The following is a 16,929-nucleotide window of genomic DNA, read 5'->3' as shown; positions in this document are numbered from 1 at the left end:
GAAAAATTCATATAAATGCCGTATATTTGATTATAAATATAAACGAAAGACGTTGCTATGTTACTAAAAGCATTGAAATATACCCGTTTCCAAGGCGAACCCCGCGAATGGAAAATCATCGGGAAGGGAAAACCCGGAGAGGATGCTTATGCTGAATTTGGCAATCTCAACCTGCTGGTAGGGAAAAATGCCTCGGGAAAAAGCCGGACATTGAATGTCGTCCGTACGATAAGTGATTTGTTTACAGGAAACCGTACTGTCGAAAATACATTCTATCCTACCGAAAGGTACGAACTGATTCTGGGCGACGACGAAACCGACTTTAGGTACTGTATCGGCTATAAAAACAGGGAGATAACAGAAGAAGTGCTGGTTGTGAATGGAAAGAAGATTTTTGACCGCACCGAAGCTTCTATCTCTGTAGACCCTGTTATTCCGGCTATTACAGTAATCCAGAACGAATACTCATACCCTATCGTGAAGTGGGGGGCGAGCCTGAAAAGCTTTATGTTCTCGAACCAATATGAGAAAAATCATTTGGTAGAGGATTATACCGTGAGAGAGGCGCGCGAATCGAACCCGAACGAGACGGAAAACCTGATATATACATTTTACAGAGGATTGGACGAATTTGGAGACGAGTTTGTCCGCGATATCGTACAATGCATGCAGCATATCGGCTATCCTGTGTCGGAGGTTAAGATAAAACGCAACGGCAAGGGCTACGGGCTTGCGGTAGAGGAAGACGGGAAATATACGATTAATCAGCACGAAATGTCGCATGGCATGTTTCGCGCGCTGGCTATGTTTATTCATCTGACCTATGCGCTGATGAAGAATCTGGAAGTGTGTGTATTGCTGGATGACATAGGCGAAGGCATCGATTTCGACCGTTCGCGGGAGATGATGGGTGTTATCTCGCGAAAAATCAATAATTCCAATCTGCAGATGTTCATAACGACCAACGACCGCTATATTATGAATAATATATCGCTTCGGTACTGGACGGTAATAGACCGCAAAAAAGAAGAATCGGTCTTTTATAATTATATGAACTCGAAAGAAACATTCGAAGATTTTAGATATACAGGGCTAAATAACTTTGATTTCCTCGCCACCGACTTCTATAAGAAAGGATTTGGAACAGAAGAGGAAGACGATACACCGGATACCGAAGACTGATACTTTTATGAAACGAATCGCCTTTTTTGTCGAGGGCCAAACGGAGCAAATCTTCCTGAATCGCCTTGTAAAAGAGATTCTGGGTGCGCAGCATACCAGTATCTTATTGAAGCAATTCAGGGGTGGGACGAATATCCCCAAACAGGATATAACCATCATCCGTAATATTGCGATAAATCCCCGGTACGAGATATTGATTTCGGATTGTGGTTCGGATAACCGTGTGAAGTCGGAGATACTGGATAATATTGCCAGCCTCAGGAAGAATAACTATTCGATGATTGTCGGGGTGAGAGACCTTTATCCGATTCCGATAGACGAATTGCCTAAGTTAGAAAAAGGATTGCGCTTCCTCCCTAATTCGATGAAGGACGAAGCAGGGTATTTCGACATTATTATTGCCGTTCACGAGGTCGAAACATGGTTTCTGGCAGATACAACCCATCTGCGCAAAGTGGATAGACGACTGACAGGGAGCTTTATAAAAAAACATCTGGGCTTCGATCCCTATGCTATAAACCCTGAAACGAGAAAACATCCTGCAAAGGATTTGAATGATATATACAAATTAGTCGGGAAATCATATACTAAGCGTCACTGGCAGGTGCGCAAACTGGTGAATAGGTTGGATATGAATTATTTGCGCAATCATGTCCGCTACGATTTAGCGTCGCTGAATCATCTGATTACCGTTCTGGAGAAATTTAAATCACGAAAATAAAACCTCTACGATCATGAAAAAGAGCCTACTTATTATTACCATCCTATTGTTCACTATCGGTGTATGGGGACAGGAGAAAAAAGAAATCCGCTACAAATTACTCACGGATGTCTCTTATATCGATGCTAACGAGACGGATAGCTACAAAAAAGAGCGTTGCAAACTCGATATTTATTATCCCGAGAATGAGAAAGACTTCCCTACCATTATCTGGTTTCACGGAGGAGGATTGGAAGTAGGAGGAAAACATATCCCCGATGAGTTTAAGGATAAAGGCTTTGCAGTCGTGGCTGTGAACTATCGCCTCAGTCCGATGGCTCAACACCCTGCCTATATTCAGGATGCCGCACAATCGGTAGCATGGACAATCAAAAATATAGCTGCTTATGGTGGCAATCCTGATAAGGTCTTTGTCTCGGGGCACTCTGCCGGAGGATATTTGAGCCTTATCGTGGGGCTGGATAAATCATATATGGCTGCTTATGGCGTAGATGCCGATAAAATAGCCGGATTAGCACCGATAAGCGGGCAGACGAATACGCACTATACCATCCGCAAAGAGCGTGGTATGCCGCATCCCGATAAGATACCATACATCGACGAATATGCACCTATCAATAAGGTACGCGAGAATCTGATGCCTATATTGCTGGTTACCGGCGGGCGTCATCTCGAAATGACTTCCCGTTGGGAAGAAAATGCGCACCTGCTATCTGTGATAGAGGCGTTGGGTAACAAGAATGCTGTCCTTTACGAAGTAGAAGGATTTAATCATGGAACCGTTTATACGCCGGGTTGTATCCTGACGGTAGAGTGGATTCGGAAACAATTAAATGCAAAATAATGGCATATATCTTACATATCGAAACAGCAACATCCGTGTGCTCTGTTGCTGTCTCATCAGACGATACTATTGTTTTTGAACGGGAAGAACTGCAAGGTCCTTCCCATGCTTCTGTATTAGGGGTGTTTGTGAAAGAAGCCATCGATTTCGTTCGCGCGCAGGGCGTCTCGCTCGATGCTGTAGCTGTCAGCTGTGGCCCCGGTTCTTATACCGGATTGCGGATAGGTGTTTCCGAAGCAAAAGGTCTGGCGTATGGTTTGAATATTCCTGTAATAGCATTAGAAACGCTGACCATCATGGCTGCCGGAGTATTGAAGCGGCAACAAATAGGAGAGGGGGCAGTCCTTTGCCCGATGATAGATGCCCGCCGTATGGAGGTGTACGATGTCTTGTTGAATACCCGATTGGAAAAGATACGCCCTATTTCGGCAGATATTATCGACGAAACTTCCTTTGCTTCCGAACTGGAGGAGCATCCGATTTACTTCTTCGGAGACGGTGCAGCCAAATGCCAAGAGGTTATCCGGCACGATAATGCAATCTTTGTCGATGCTGTCTACCCAAAGGCGTCGGATATGGCCGGTTTAGCTCTGAAAGCCTATGAACAGAAGGATTTTGTAGATGTCGCCTACTTCGAACCGTTCTATCTGAAAGAATTTGTTGCAACCACTCCCAAAAACAAGGTTTTAGGAACAAATCTGTAAAATTAAGGAAGAAAAATTTGTTTTTTATCAGAATGCTCGTATATTTACGAAAAAATCGTAGATATACTAATATTATGGAAAAACTCACCCATCAGGAAGAATCAATTATGCTCCATATCTGGGAGCTGAAAGAATGTGTCGTCAAAGACATACAAAACCAATTACCCGAGCCTAAGCCACCCTATACGACACTGGCGTCTATCGTTCGCAATCTCGAGCAGAAAGGTTACCTGAATGCCCGAAAATACGGCAATGTATATGTATATACCCCTCGCATAGCGGAGGAGGATTATAAAAAAGCTTTTATGTCGGGTGTCGTAAAGAGCTACTTTGCCAATTCGTACAAAGAGCTTGTATCTTTCTTCGTAAAAGAAGATAAGATTTCATCCGAAGAACTGGAAGAAATTATCCGGATGATTGAGGACGGACACAAACAATAACGCATTAATACAACTATGGCTATGGATACAATTATTATCTACCTACTGAAATCGTCGCTATCGCTGGCATTTTTCTATATCCTATATATGCTATGCTTTCGGAAAGATACCTTTTTCGGATTGAGAAGGTTTTACTTTCTTGCTTCCATTCTCTTTTCATTGCTCTTTCCTCTTTTCTCTTTTCAGGTTTCGCGCGCGAGATTATCTTTGCTTCCTGAATATTTTTCGGATACAATCACGGTTGTCTCGGGAAACGCAATTGACAATCCGGGACAATCGGCTTTCGATTTTGGATGGATGGAATTTTCTTTTTTGATAATTTCTTTTGTCTCTTTCATTCTCCTATTAAGATTTATCAGACAGATTTATTCCCTCTATAAATTGCGCAAAAATAACACTGCCGAACCTTACGGAGCATACACACTCATCCGGATTAATGACCCGAAAGCATCGTCTTTTACCTTCTTTAAGTGGATATTCCTGCATGTGGGGGAGAAATCGCATGAAGACATCAGTGAGATTCTTACTCATGAGAAAGTGTATGTAAATCAATTGCATACGATAGATGTTGTTGTCTGCGAATTGTTTTGTGTTGTTTTCTGGTGGAATCCGTTCGCTTGGTTGCTGCGAAAAGAGCTGAAAACCAACCTCGAATACCTGGCAGACAGGGGTGTGTTGAAGAAAGGGTACGATTCGCGCGGGTATCAATATACGCTTTTGCATATAACGGCTCAACAATCGGGCATCCCGATAATTAACCATTTCAATATATCGGAACTGAAAAAACGAATATGGATGATGAACAAAAAGAAAAGTTCGGCAATTGTATCGGTTAAGTATTTATTGGCGATACCGCTTGTCGGAATTCTGCTTTTGACAAACTGTACGACGGAGTTAAATACCCAGATAGAACAACTTTCCAGAAGTAATGGTGCGAATATCCTCTTCAAACCATTCACAACTGTCGAACAGATGCCTCAATTCGTAGGGGGAGAGGAAGCAATGAACCAATACATCCGAAAGAATCTCCAATATCCTTTAGATGCTCAAGAGAACGGTGTGGAAGGGCGTGTTACGATCCGTTTTATAGTAACACACGAGGGAAAAATAAGAGACGCCAAGCTACTGAAAGGTATATTGCCGAGCTGCGACGAGGAGGCTTTACGTGTTATCCGCGAAATGCCTGACTGGCAGCCGGGCAAACAAAACGGCCAGCCTGTCGACGTCTATTTCACTATTCCTATTGTATTTAAACTGAAATAATAAGAAAAAATATGAGAACAGCCATACTAATTTTGTTTTTACTCTTTGTGTTGTTTATCCCTGAAGTAAATGCGCAGCAGGAAAACAGCGACAACGAGGCGCGGATAGAGCAGATGATGCGTAACCGCCAGTACAGGGATGCGGTTATCTATATCGACAGCCTGGAAACGACACCTCAGTTGCAATTCCTGAAGGCGATGTGTTACAAGTCTTTGGAGAGTTATGGGGATGCGCTTACCATCCTCACGAAACTGACCAACGAAGATGCTGCCAATATCCGCTACAATTCGGAGATTGCCGATTGCTATATGTCGCTCTATAATTGGCGGAAAAGTGCCGATACATACGAGTTTTTGACGCGGCTGGATAGCACGAATGTCTATTTCGAGACACAGTACGGGAATATGCTGCTCAAACTGGGCGATTATCCCGAGGCTTTGAAAGTATATAACAGTATATATGATAAATACGCGTTGGAATCGGTCTTCAAATACAAGGGCGAATGCTTCGAGAACATGAATATGAACGACAGTTCGATGTTTTATTATAGAGAAGCTTGGGAAGTCAACGATTATGATACTTATTCCCTGGCTAATTATATCAATCTGAAAATCAAAGCGGGAGCGCTTCCGGAAGCTATGGGGATGACGGATGCTTTTATAGAGCAGGATTCGACCAACAGGATTATAAACCGTTTGAATGCCATTGCTTATTATTCGACGGATATGTTGTACGATGATGCAGCAAGCCGCTTTGAACGTTGTCTTCGTTTAGGAGATAATTCGGTGGCTGTCAGCAAAGGGTTGGGGATGTGTTATTACTTCTTGAGAATCTCCGATAAAGCTTATCCTCATCTGACGCGGGCGTATATGGCGGATTCGACGAATCTGAATAATATCTATCCGCTTGCGGAGGTTTGCAATGAACTGGAGAAGAATGAAGAGGCAATAAAGTATTATAATATGGTGTTGGAAAAGCTCTTACCGAAGCCGGCAGCGTTGTATATGAATTATAAAGGACTGGCAGAAGCGTATGAGCGGAATGAGCAATATGACGAGGCGATGACGAATTATCTGCAGGCTGTAAGATACTGTCATGATGAAGGGAAGATGAATCTGTATTATACTATCGGGACTATGTGTGCCGATAAAGCCCATAATTATAAGGATGCTATCTATTATTACGAGAAATATAAAGACCAGCTTACATATCTTTTGCGGACAAGTGAACGTACATATAAGAATCCGCAACCAACGGTTTTTCTTAATGCTGCGGGCGAGGATGATGTGACGGATGTGGAGACAATAAAGGCAGAAGCTAAGGAAAGGATAGACGAAGTAACGGCTAAGCTTGCGAGCCTCGATACCCGCATTGCTGAATTAAGAGTTCTCTGGAATAAAAAGCTGGATGAAGAGCTCGATTCCGGTTCTATTTATGCTCCGCGGGTATCTGATTCGAAGAAGAACGAAGTTGCCAATATAACGCCTGATTCGGTAAACAATATTCCCAATAAGGATGAAAAAGCAGAGAGGGATTCTATGGTTGCAAAATTGCAGGAGAAAGGGATTTTTATCGAAGGGTTTTAATTTTATCTATATTTATTTAAGGAGTAAACAAGTTGACAAGTTTATCAGTTACAAGTTACTTCGCCCTGCGGGCAGTTACAAGTTACGAGAAAAGTAACTTAATGGCAAATGTGCTAAATTAAGTATACTTGTGTTACTTTTTCTGTCAAGCTTTCTCAATAATGTGTCGAGATACCTCGTATTCACTCGGTATGACAAGCGTGTTTGTTACTTTGTGGCCTTAGTGTAGAGTCTTAGTGCCCTTTGAGTCGCCTACGCTCCTCGAACGTTGTTTGTGGTTAAGTAATTATTAAGTTGACAAGTTCCGAGAAAAAGTAACTCGGTAAAAACATCGAAAATGAATATACCTTTGTTACTTTTTGCATACAAACAAAAAATACCGGCCAAAATTTTGACCGGTATCTATTGAATATGAGAGGGTTAAATTATTCTGCCTCTTGTTTGGCGTATTGAGAGAACTCGCAGCCATACTCTTCATTCAGGAAGTTGTCCAGCTCATCGGCTTTCATGGCCATGTTGACGATGTTGGTTTTTATCTCGTCGCCGTACTTCTTATCCACGAAGATGTCGCCGATAAAGACGCGGTACGAAATATAAATCTGATTTTCGTCCAAAGCCAATTGGTATGGCTTCACGGCATCGCTCAACAGGTAATTCAATACCGGTTCCAAATCTTTCTTCGGAAGGATGTTGATAGGAGAAGTGCAGAAAAAATAGTTGTTCGAGTAAACGAACATTCTTATCTCTGAGCTTCCCTTGTGGAATTTCCAGTATTCGTGTCCTTGCCGCGCTAAGATAGGATTGATACCCATCTGGCTGATAGCATCTTCGCAGAATGCAGCTAAGTCGGTCAACGTTCTGGTATCGAATGCTTTTTCCGACAGCTTTTCACCACACGATGGGCAATAGTCCTCTTTGGTAGAGATGAAAGCGTCGCAACTATTACACTGAACATGGAAGCTTGTCTTATCCAGTTCGGCTATTTTCTCGAGGACTTCTTTCAGTGTCGTAATCGGAATACCGAATCCCATGTTGTCGGCATCCTTGATTTTGCTCACAGTGATGGCGATTAGTTCCTGTTGTTCGTTGAACATAGGCCCTCCGCTATTACCCGGGTTCACGGCCGCATCGGTCTGAATCAGGTAGTTGTTACCCATCAGCTGCTTAGGAGCCGATATAGTACCTTCTGTTACCGAGAAAGGCATGCCGTAAGGATATCCTGCCACTTTAATCTTTTCGCCGATAGTCGTTTCCGGAAGGTCGGATAGCTTGATTTCGGGCAAAGCCGAAAAATCGCCGTCGGCGTGTAACAGGGCAATATCTTTGGATGGGTTGACCAAGATGACCTTAGCCAGAGATGAATTTTTATCATTGTCCTGGATGCCGACTTCGCGGAATCCTTCGACAACATGATAGTTGGTTACGAAAACGTTATATTGTTTCAGATAAAAGCAAGTTCCCGAGCCACCTGCGTGGTTCACCTTGAAAACTGCATCGAATATATTATTGTGTGCCATAATGCTAATTTAAATTGATACGTTTAATTCTTATTTACCTCCGAATAATCCACCCAGGAACTTCTTGAATCCGCCTCCTGAACCAGCAGAAAGGTTACCGTTCATAATCTTGTCCATAGCTTTGTAGAGGATTGGAGCCGCTTCGTGCCAAGGTTTGGCAGAACTCTCGGTCATTGCATTCACCACGAGGTTGTTTACATCGTCCTGTACGTTATTGTAGAAGTACATATTGTAGAAAGAATAGGTTACCATCACCGCTACGGCCATGTAATCTTCCTGTTCGATGTAGTTAGTGACTTTCTTATAGGTGTTCTCAAAGTTATCCTGTATATTCTTCAGTGAAGAACGGCGCTTCGGAGAAACAAACATCTCGACAAAATACAAGTCTTCGGCAAGTTGTTCTTTGGTCATGCCTTGCAGGCGTTCTACTTCTCTTTTGCCGATGTTTACGACTTCCGAAAGAGGAATATCTTCGCGGTCGAGTTCGTAAACGGTCTTATTCAGGTCGTTCAATAGCTGTCCCTGCGGATGAGCATAATAAAGAATCTTCAATATCGTGCAGGCTACTACGTTCCAAGCGTAACCATATTTACGTTCGTTCTCGTAGTATTTCAACCCTTCCATACACTCTTTGCAGCTGCTTTGTATTGTATTATATACGGTGTCTACCGTAGCAGCATTATAAGGTGTAATCTTAGGCTCGTATATACGTTCTGCGCCGAATTTGGTGGCAAACTCATCGTCGTATTTGTCGCCCGTATAGCAGATTTCTCTGAATACATAATACATCTTATATGGATCGGCTAATGCCATCGGACACGAATATTCGAATTGCAACTGTCCGTCTTTCAACTCAATCTGTGCCAGGTCGATATTCCTGAAATTGAGCGAAGCTGTTTGGCGCAACAATGGTACGCGGTTTGTTTCCGGTATTTTAAGGAAAGGCGCAGAGATCTTTAACGTATCGGTATCTACCTTGATGTTCACAATTACCGAACCGTGAGGAATGCTGTATTCCGAATCATTCGCATTTCCATATTTCACCCGGATGTCGGGATTGATATAATCGAGCAGAGCATGAAATGATTTCAAATACTCTTTCTTGTCGTATGCATCGGAAGCTATGTCCCATGCATCGACATTCAACTTACTGGCTGTCGAACCAATAATGGAAGGATTAAACGTCAATGTTTGTTTCATAAGAAATTTCTTTGTATTCTTTAAAAAATTATGATTAATAGATTTGTATGTTCTTCACTACACAAGTGCCTCCTCACGATAACGATATTAGATTGTGTAGTTTGTTTGTTTAGACAAATATATAATAATTATTTATAAATGGGAGGGGAGATCGGCAGAAATTTATCTATAAAAAGAACGGGTTCCGATTTATTATCGAAACCCGTTGCTATGATACGGTTCAGAATGATGTCTTACTTTTTGTTTTTATCCATGCGTTTAGCATAACGGTTCATAAACTTATCAACACGTCCCGCAGTATCCACAAGGGTTTGTTTTCCTGTGTAGAATGGGTGAGACGAACTGGTGATTTCAAGTTTTACCAATGGATAAGTAACACCGTCGATTTCTATAGTTTCTTTCGTGTTGATTGTAGAACGAGAGATAAATACTTCTTCGTTAGACATATCTTTGAAAGCTACAGGACGATAGTTGTCTGGATGTATACCTTTTTTCATTTTATCGTATATTTTATGTTTTTTTCTTCTATTTTCGGACGACAAAGATAAATCTAAATACCGATAAAACAAAATTTATAAGCGTATTTTTTATAGAAATTTATTTTGTTGAAGATATGATTGAAATACTGATATTTTGACAGGAAAAATAGTTATTTTTATGCATCGAAATTAAAAACGGAAGAACGCACCATGATGAAACACCTGATTTATATTGTCATTTTGTTATTGGCCTGTTCTGCATGCCACAATTCGCGTAAGCAGGATATTACGGATATTTCCATGGAAAAATTTGAGGAAGCCAATAGTTTGTATTTGCTTGTCGGCACTTATACAACGGGCGAAAGCAATGGCATATATGTCTATAAATTTGATACGTTGTCGGGTTTTTCCCAATATATCAGCACGGTAGAAGTAGAAAATCCTTCGTATTTGGTTGCCGCTCCTGATGAGAAACACATTTATTCTGTTACCGAGAATGATACGGAGGCGGCCTATGCCAATGCTTTTGCATTTGATAAGAAGGATGGGAAACTGACTTTCCTCAATAAACAGCAAACGGGAGGTTTAGCCCCTTGTTATATCACCATCGACAAGGAGCAGAAATTTGTTGTCACAGCCGATTATCTGGGTACATTAACGGTTTTTCCGACAGATGCTACCGGTCGGTTGGAAAAGGCTTCGCAGGTATTTAAATTCGAGGGGAAGGGAATCGACCGGGAGCGTCAAAACCAGCCGCATATCCATACTGCCGAATTTTCTCCTGACGGGGATTATCTCTTTGCGACCGATTTAGGAACGGATAAAATATACAAATTTGATGTAAATGCTACCGAATCTTCTTTGAAGAAAGGTACTCCCGAATCATTTGCAGTCAAGGGTGGGGTAGGGCCTCGTCATTTGGCTTTCCATCCGAATGGGAAATATGCCTATCTGATAACCGAAATGGGGGGCACTGTTATCGGTTTCAATTATAAAGATGGAATGTTGGAGGAATTTCAAACGATAGTAGCCGATACACTCCATGCTAAAGGTAGTGCAGATATTCATATTTCGCCGGATGGCCGCTTTTTATATGCTTCTAACCGCTTGCAAGGTGATGGAATCGCGATTTTCTCAATCGACCAATCCAATGGTCAACTGACAAAGGTTGCTTATCAGCCGACAGGTATTCATCCTCGAAATTTTGTAATCACTCCGAATGGTAAATACCTGCTTGTCGCATGTCGCGATAGTGATTTAATCCAGATATATTCTATAAATAAAGCAACCGGTTTGCTCGAAGATACATCGAAAACGATAGAGTTGGATATGCCTGTCTGTCTTAAATTTGTATCAACAGAATAGTTTTATCAGCTATTTTCTTATTTTTGTATGGCTTAAAAAGAAAAACACGTTATAATCACAGAATACTATAATTAATAACTTAAAATAAGATTTATGTTTAAGAATCATCCGAAAGGACTCGTTGTATTGTCCTTAGCTAACATGGGAGAGCGATTCGGCTACTATACAATGTTGGCGATTTTCGTTTTGTTTATCCAGGCTAAATTCGGCTATAATAGTGCTGAAACCAGTAGTATTTTTGCTGTATTTTTAGCTTTTGTTTACTTCTTGCCTTTGTTAGGTGGTATTGTTGCCGACCGTTTCCTCGGTTATGGGAAGACAATCATTTTAGGCGTAGTTATTATGTTTGGCGGTTATCTGCTCTTAGCAGTACCGACAGGTGTGAATACGACAGGTAAAATTATGATGTTTGGAGCGCTATCTTTGATTGCCATAGGGACAGGTTTCTTTAAAGGAAACTTACAGGCTCTATTAGGAAACATGTATGATGATCCTAAATATAGCTCAAAACGTGACCTTGCTTATAGTATATTTTACATGTGTATAAATATCGGAGCTTTCTTTGCTCCGAGTGCAGCAGAAGCCATTACAAACTATTTCCTTGGTAAATCTGGACTAACGTATAATGCTGCCATACCTTCATTGGCACATCAATATGCGGATGGAACAATCACAGGAGAAGGATTAGCAAACTTCACGAAATATGCTGAACAGCAAATTGCCGGTTCAAGTGCTAATCTGACAGAATTTGGGAATATGTATATTGATAAACTATCAGAATCATATAATTACGGATTTGCTGTAGCATGTTTTTCTTTAGTTATCTCATTGTTGATATTCATCATATTTAGGAAGACATATAAGAAAGCCGATGTCACAGCCCGCCAGCAAAAGGCTGCCGATGAAGCAGCTGGTACTAAAACTTTGGAAACATTATCACCAGCAGAAACAAAAGAAAGAATAATTGCTTTATGTTTAGTCTTTGCTGTTGTTATCTTCTTCTGGATGGCTTTCCACCAGAATGGGCTTACCCTTACATTCTTTGCACGGGATTATACGGTAGATAAGGTCAGTGGCTTTGACCGTTTTAGTTTTGGCTTGCCGACCATGTTGATGGTAATTGTGGGATTCTATGGATTAATATCTATGTTTACTTCATCAGAGAAAAAGAATAAACTAATCGGAGGTCTTGTCTTCATCTTAGCCGCAGTAGGAGGGTATTTCTTCTACAATGGAATGCCTGAAATATTGAGCATAACACCTCAACGTTTCCAACAATTTAATCCATTCTTTATCATTATTCTTACACCACTTTCTGTTGGTTTGTTCTCTCTTTTGAGTAAAAAAGGGAAAGAGCCTTCTGCTCCTCGCAAGATAGGATATGGTATGTTGATTGCTGCATTAGGCTTTGTTGTAATGTCTGTTGGCTCTGTAGGTTTACCAACGCCCAATGAAGTGGAGGCTGCGGGAGCATATAACGCAGTTACGCCAAACTTATTGATTGGTACATATTTTACCCTAACCATTGCCGAACTATTCCTCAGTCCTATGGGGCTGTCATTTGTATCCAAAGTTGCACCGCCACAATATAAAGGGATGATGCAAGGAGGATGGCTTGCTGCTACTGCAGTAGGGAATTATGCTGTAGCAATAATAGGTTATCTTTGGGGAGGTATGCAATTATGGTTATTATGGGGAATCTTAGTTGTATTATGTATAATAGCAGCAGGATTCATTTTCTCTATAATGAAACGATTGGAAAAGGTTGCAAAATGACCTTATTCCTACATTATACAACAAAAGCCCTTCATTGACGAAGGGCTTTTTGCTTTTGATATATAAGCGAAAAGCTATTCTATTTCATCGGCAGAGATATAACCCCGGCTGATACAATAAAATATCAGACCCGAAACCGTTTTTATACCCAACTTTGCCGTTATATTCTTCCGGTGCGACAATACCGTATTCAGGCTGATGTTCAGCTTGTCGGCAATCTCCTTGTTGATATACCCTTGTGCGACCAGTCGCAATACATCCAATTCCCGTTGAGAGATATCCTGGCTGGGAGCCTCTTTTTCTTCGTTATATTGCTTTATGATTTCTTCCCAATTCTCAACACCCGATTCTTTCAGGTCGTTTATCATCGGCAGCAGGATTTTTTCGCGGATACGGTTATATTTCGTTAAATCCTTTTCCAAACTGTCGATCGTAAAGATTACTGCATAACACATATTCTCATTGAAATTGCCCGATATGTGCTTGATAAAGATATGTTTCAGATCATGCAATAACTCCACCGGCGTGTCTATCCCTGCTAGATATTTGCCAGCCACGTTTGCCATCTCTTCTTTGAAATGCAGGAATAAGCGTCTGATCAACTCCAATTGCTTGTTGTTGGGGTCGCTCATGGCAATAAAAGCATTCAGGTGCTTTTCGAGGTTATAGAGTTGGGCTTGCTGGATGTACGAGTCTGTATGTTTCAGATAGTCGATAACCGGTTCTATCCCGAATTTCTGCAATTTTCGTTCAGGGAAGTAGTCTTCGTTGAGGAAGGTATTCAGTATTGCCAGAAAGAATTCTGCATTAATATTATTCGAAATGCAGATTTCCCCGATTGTCTTATCCCCGATGCCTAACTTGATACCAAAGCGGTTGATAACGGGTATCAACTGGTGGTTCTCTTCTATGATGTGGGATAGAATCGAAGATGTATCGAGAAATGTCATGTAGTCAGTCGTTTTTTTATTAGCTCCTAAAGATAGTTAAAATGTTGAGTTTCTTGCAGTATATCATTAAACAATCTTTTCTTAATAATTGTTATCTATGATAGTTAGGGAGAATCAATATTGTTTGTAATGAAATAATTAGGCTGAGAAAAAAGCCTTTCCTACTTTTGTAATGGTAAGCTATTACTGACCCTAAATATTGTGTATATGAAGAAAGTTAAATTTTGGGCTCTTTCCCTTTTGTTAATGACATCGGTGGGATTGATGAATGCGAATAATGAAAATGTAAAATCAGATAGTATAAACACTAAAAAACAGAAAGTTATGAAATTTGAATTAGTGAAACTTCCGTACGAAGCCAATGCTTTGGAACCTGTGATTGGAAAAAGAACGATAGAACTGCATCATGGCAAGCACTTGCAAGCCTATGTAGATAATTTGAATAAATTTATCATCGGTACTAAATTTGAAAATGCCGACCTCGAAACAATTGTGAAAGAGAGCGATGGCGCTATTTTCAACAATGCCGGACAGGTATTGAACCACAACCTCTATTTCTTGTCATTCTCTCCGAAAGGTGGGGGAGAGCCTACCGGCAAATTGGCTGACGCTATCAACAAGCAATGGGGTTCGTTCGAAGCCTTTAAGAAAGAGTTTATTGCTGCTGCTATGGCTGTTTTCGGTTCGGGATGGGCATGGTTGGCAAAAGATGCTAACGGCAAGCTCTCCATCGAGAAAGAGGCCAATGGTAGCAATCCTGTCGTAAAAGGTTTGACGCCTATCCTCGGTGTCGATGTCTGGGAACATGCTTATTATCTCGACTATGAGAACCGTCGTGCCGAGCATCTGGATGCGATATGGAAAATTATAGACTGGAAAGTGGTTGGCGAGCGTTATTGATACGCCTCTCCCGATTAGTTAGAATAAATAAAAGCAGCTCCAAACGAGCTGCTTTTGTTGTTGTCAGTACTCTGTACTGTATTTTTAGAATGGAGAAGCAATATTTACTCCAAGCAAATGTAAATCTTCTGCACCTGAAACCTCTGTCGATGTTTCGCCAATCCATCCGCATTGCTGGTTCAGTCCGGAATACACTTTCACGAAATGGATTCCCGGTAGGCTAACTGGATTCCCATCACTATCCACAGCCCAATTGATATCGATAGCCGAGCGGTTATCGTTATTCGGGATGTTGTCTGCATATCCATATTGAAAGGCTGTCAACACCCATTGTTGAACGTATTCTCCTGTATCGGGATCCGTTGCACCCTTATCTTCGGCATTATTGGGTAATTTCGTTCCTGTGAATGTCATTTCATCCTGATTGATCCAATTCGGGTAATAGTTCTGCGGATGCGGTCTTAGTTTGTACAGATATCCGCTATTCGATTGATTATCCTCCCATTGGATATATTCCACATCCGTGGCAGTAGGTTCGATATTTTCGTCTACGACAGGTGTTTTGCTCGGATTGGGGCGATGGTAGGTAATCTCATAATTTTTTACAGTAGCAGGTTTGTTATGCTCACTTCCTGCTATTTCGTACCACTCGTTAGCATCGGGCTTACCGTTTCCATTAGCGTCGTATGCAACCATAATAACACCCGGTTCGCTGCTTCCGCCTGTTGAGCTTCCTGCTCCCCAGAATGCGTTTCCGGAGACGCGGAAGTCGCATTTGCCGTTTTCATTCTTCACCATATGGTCGAATCCGAAAACAACATATCCGCCGAATCCACCGAGCGTAACCATTTCCTTTTTGTTGTTGGCGATGGATTTTTCGGCTTTTAGGCGTATTGATTCTTCCGTGTCGCCCATTTCGAACATCGGAAGTTCATTAACGAATTGTCCCGGAGCAGGACGATATTCGAATACCTTCGAAATGTAAGGAGACGCTGACGGTGCTTTATCATCATCGGAATCGCAAGCGGTAAAAACAGCAGTGGCTGTTACTCCTGCAGATAATAATATCAAGAGGATTTTTGTTTTCATTATTTTGTTTTCTATTATTGTTTAATTACTCGAGTTTATATCCGAATTGTTTGAGCAGGTTATCGCGGCTCCGCCAGTCTTTCTCTACTTTGACGTACATCTCTAAAAAGACCTTTTTATCGAAGAAGCGTTCGATATCTTTACGAGCCATCATGCCCACTTTCTTCAAGGCCTTTCCCTGATGCCCAATAATAATACCTTTCTGGGTAGTACGTTCAGCTATTATTAACGCACGGATTCTGATAATCTTATCTTCCTCCTTGAATTCTTCGACAACCACTTCCACCGAATAGGGAATCTCCTTCTGATAATACAACAATATCTTTTCGCGGATGATTTCGGTAACGAAGAATCGCGCAGGACGGTCGGTCATCGCGTCTTTTTCGAAATAAGGTGGCGATTCGGGCAGAAGTTCCAATATCCGTTTCTGAATAGTGGCTATATTGAATTTACTCAATGCCGATATAGGGTATATCTCAGCCTTAGGGAGCAGTTCTTTCCATTCTTCCACCAGTTTTTCCAGTTCCTGTTGATTGCTTTGGTCTATCTTGTTTATCAGCAATAGTACAGGAGCTTCGGTGCGCTGTACTTTCGCCAGAAAGTCGGAGTTCTTGTCGATTCTTTCGACCACATCGGTCATATAGAGCAACACGTCGGCATCACCTAAAGCCGATTCCGAAAAATTAAGCATCGACTCCTGCAATTTGTAATTCGGACGGAGAACACCCGGAGTGTCGGAATAAACTATTTGGTAATCGGGTGTGTTTACTATACCGAGGATACGATGTCGCGTAGTCTGGGCTTTGGAGGTTATAATAGATATCTTTTCACCGACCAAAAGGTTGGTAAGTGTCGATTTCCCTACATTGGGGTTACCTACTATATTGACGAATCCCGATTTATGCATTGGCGT

General features: G+C 41.5%; 16 protein-coding genes. 10 read left to right on the top strand and 6 right to left on the bottom strand.

Annotated elements, in window-relative coordinates; translation table 11 throughout:
- Positions 1-57: 57 nt before the first annotated feature.
- The 7 genes from D0T66_RS01880 to D0T66_RS01850 all read left to right on the top strand — a co-directional run bounded on the left by D0T66_RS01880 (position 58) and on the right by D0T66_RS01850 (position 6,740).
- Positions 58-1,182 (top strand): ATP/GTP-binding protein, encoded by a 1,125-nt coding sequence (locus D0T66_RS01880; RefSeq protein WP_163355308.1) that lies wholly within the window; start codon positions 58-60, stop codon positions 1,180-1,182.
- 7 nt (positions 1,183-1,189) lie between these two features.
- Positions 1,190-1,903, top strand: a complete 714-nt coding sequence (locus D0T66_RS01875; RefSeq protein ID WP_163355307.1) for a DUF4276 family protein — start codon at positions 1,190-1,192, stop codon at positions 1,901-1,903.
- A gap of 13 nt (positions 1,904-1,916) precedes the next feature.
- Positions 1,917-2,747: an alpha/beta hydrolase gene (locus D0T66_RS01870; protein ID WP_163355306.1), complete on the top strand. Its 831-nt coding sequence runs from the start codon at positions 1,917-1,919 to the stop codon at positions 2,745-2,747.
- Positions 2,747-3,451 (top strand): tRNA (adenosine(37)-N6)-threonylcarbamoyltransferase complex dimerization subunit type 1 TsaB, encoded by a 705-nt coding sequence (gene tsaB / locus D0T66_RS01865; protein WP_163355305.1) that lies wholly within the window; start codon positions 2,747-2,749, stop codon positions 3,449-3,451. The genes D0T66_RS01870 and tsaB overlap by 1 nt, the downstream gene beginning before the upstream one ends.
- 74 nt (positions 3,452-3,525) lie before the next feature.
- A complete protein-coding gene (locus tag D0T66_RS01860) occupies positions 3,526-3,891 on the top strand; it encodes a BlaI/MecI/CopY family transcriptional regulator (RefSeq protein WP_163355304.1) in 366 nt (121 codons plus the stop codon).
- A 21-nt stretch (positions 3,892-3,912) separates the two neighbouring features.
- Positions 3,913-5,154, top strand: a complete 1,242-nt coding sequence (locus D0T66_RS01855; protein WP_163355303.1) for a M56 family metallopeptidase — start codon at positions 3,913-3,915, stop codon at positions 5,152-5,154.
- 11 nt (positions 5,155-5,165) lie between these two features.
- Positions 5,166-6,740, top strand: a complete 1,575-nt coding sequence (locus D0T66_RS01850; RefSeq protein WP_163355302.1) for a tetratricopeptide repeat protein — start codon at positions 5,166-5,168, stop codon at positions 6,738-6,740.
- 425 nt (positions 6,741-7,165) lie between these two features.
- On the opposite strand, the gene D0T66_RS01845 is transcribed toward D0T66_RS01850, so the two are convergent.
- From D0T66_RS01845 to D0T66_RS01835, 3 genes are all read right to left on the bottom strand, one after another.
- A complete protein-coding gene (locus D0T66_RS01845) occupies positions 7,166-8,257 on the bottom strand; it encodes a trypsin-like peptidase domain-containing protein (RefSeq protein ID WP_163355301.1) in 1,092 nt (363 codons plus the stop codon).
- A 30-nt stretch (positions 8,258-8,287) separates the two neighbouring features.
- Entirely contained in the window at positions 8,288-9,457 is a 1,170-nt protein-coding gene (locus D0T66_RS01840) for a YbjN domain-containing protein (RefSeq protein WP_163355300.1), read from the bottom strand.
- A gap of 233 nt (positions 9,458-9,690) precedes the next feature.
- Complete coding sequence (locus D0T66_RS01835) at positions 9,691-9,954, bottom strand: type B 50S ribosomal protein L31 (protein ID WP_163355299.1); 264 nt, start codon at positions 9,952-9,954, stop codon at positions 9,691-9,693.
- Positions 9,955-10,146: 192 nt separating this feature from the next.
- On the opposite strand from D0T66_RS01835, the gene D0T66_RS01830 reads away from it, so the two are divergent.
- Together D0T66_RS01830 and D0T66_RS01825 are read left to right on the top strand one after the other, a co-directional pair.
- Positions 10,147-11,301, top strand: a complete 1,155-nt coding sequence (locus tag D0T66_RS01830; RefSeq protein WP_163355298.1) for a lactonase family protein — start codon at positions 10,147-10,149, stop codon at positions 11,299-11,301.
- A 93-nt stretch (positions 11,302-11,394) separates the two neighbouring features.
- On the top strand, positions 11,395-13,077 hold the full coding sequence (locus tag D0T66_RS01825; protein WP_163355297.1) for a peptide MFS transporter: 1,683 nt from the start codon (positions 11,395-11,397) through the stop codon (positions 13,075-13,077).
- Positions 13,078-13,151: 74 nt separating this feature from the next.
- Here D0T66_RS01825 and D0T66_RS01820 read toward each other — a convergent pair whose 3' ends face one another.
- Positions 13,152-14,027 (bottom strand): helix-turn-helix transcriptional regulator, encoded by an 876-nt coding sequence (locus tag D0T66_RS01820; RefSeq protein WP_163355296.1) that lies wholly within the window; start codon positions 14,025-14,027, stop codon positions 13,152-13,154.
- Positions 14,028-14,351: 324 nt separating this feature from the next.
- Between D0T66_RS01820 and D0T66_RS01815 the strand changes: the two genes are divergently transcribed.
- A complete protein-coding gene (locus tag D0T66_RS01815) occupies positions 14,352-14,927 on the top strand; it encodes a superoxide dismutase (protein WP_163355295.1) in 576 nt (191 codons plus the stop codon).
- 84 nt (positions 14,928-15,011) lie between these two features.
- On the opposite strand, the gene D0T66_RS01810 is transcribed toward D0T66_RS01815, so the two are convergent.
- Positions 15,012-16,016: a PKD domain-containing protein gene (locus tag D0T66_RS01810; RefSeq protein WP_163355294.1), complete on the bottom strand. Its 1,005-nt coding sequence runs from the start codon at positions 16,014-16,016 to the stop codon at positions 15,012-15,014.
- A gap of 25 nt (positions 16,017-16,041) precedes the next feature.
- On the bottom strand, positions 16,042-16,923 hold the full coding sequence (gene era, locus D0T66_RS01805; protein ID WP_163355293.1) for a GTPase Era: 882 nt from the start codon (positions 16,921-16,923) through the stop codon (positions 16,042-16,044).
- Between the last annotated feature and the right edge of the window lie 6 nt (positions 16,924-16,929).

This window comes from Dysgonomonas sp. 25 (genome assembly GCF_010501075.1).
Lineage (GTDB): Bacteria > Bacteroidota > Bacteroidia > Bacteroidales > Dysgonomonadaceae > Dysgonomonas.
The sequence above is the reverse complement of the archived record's forward strand: the minus strand, read 5'-3'. Positions and strand labels throughout refer to the sequence as shown.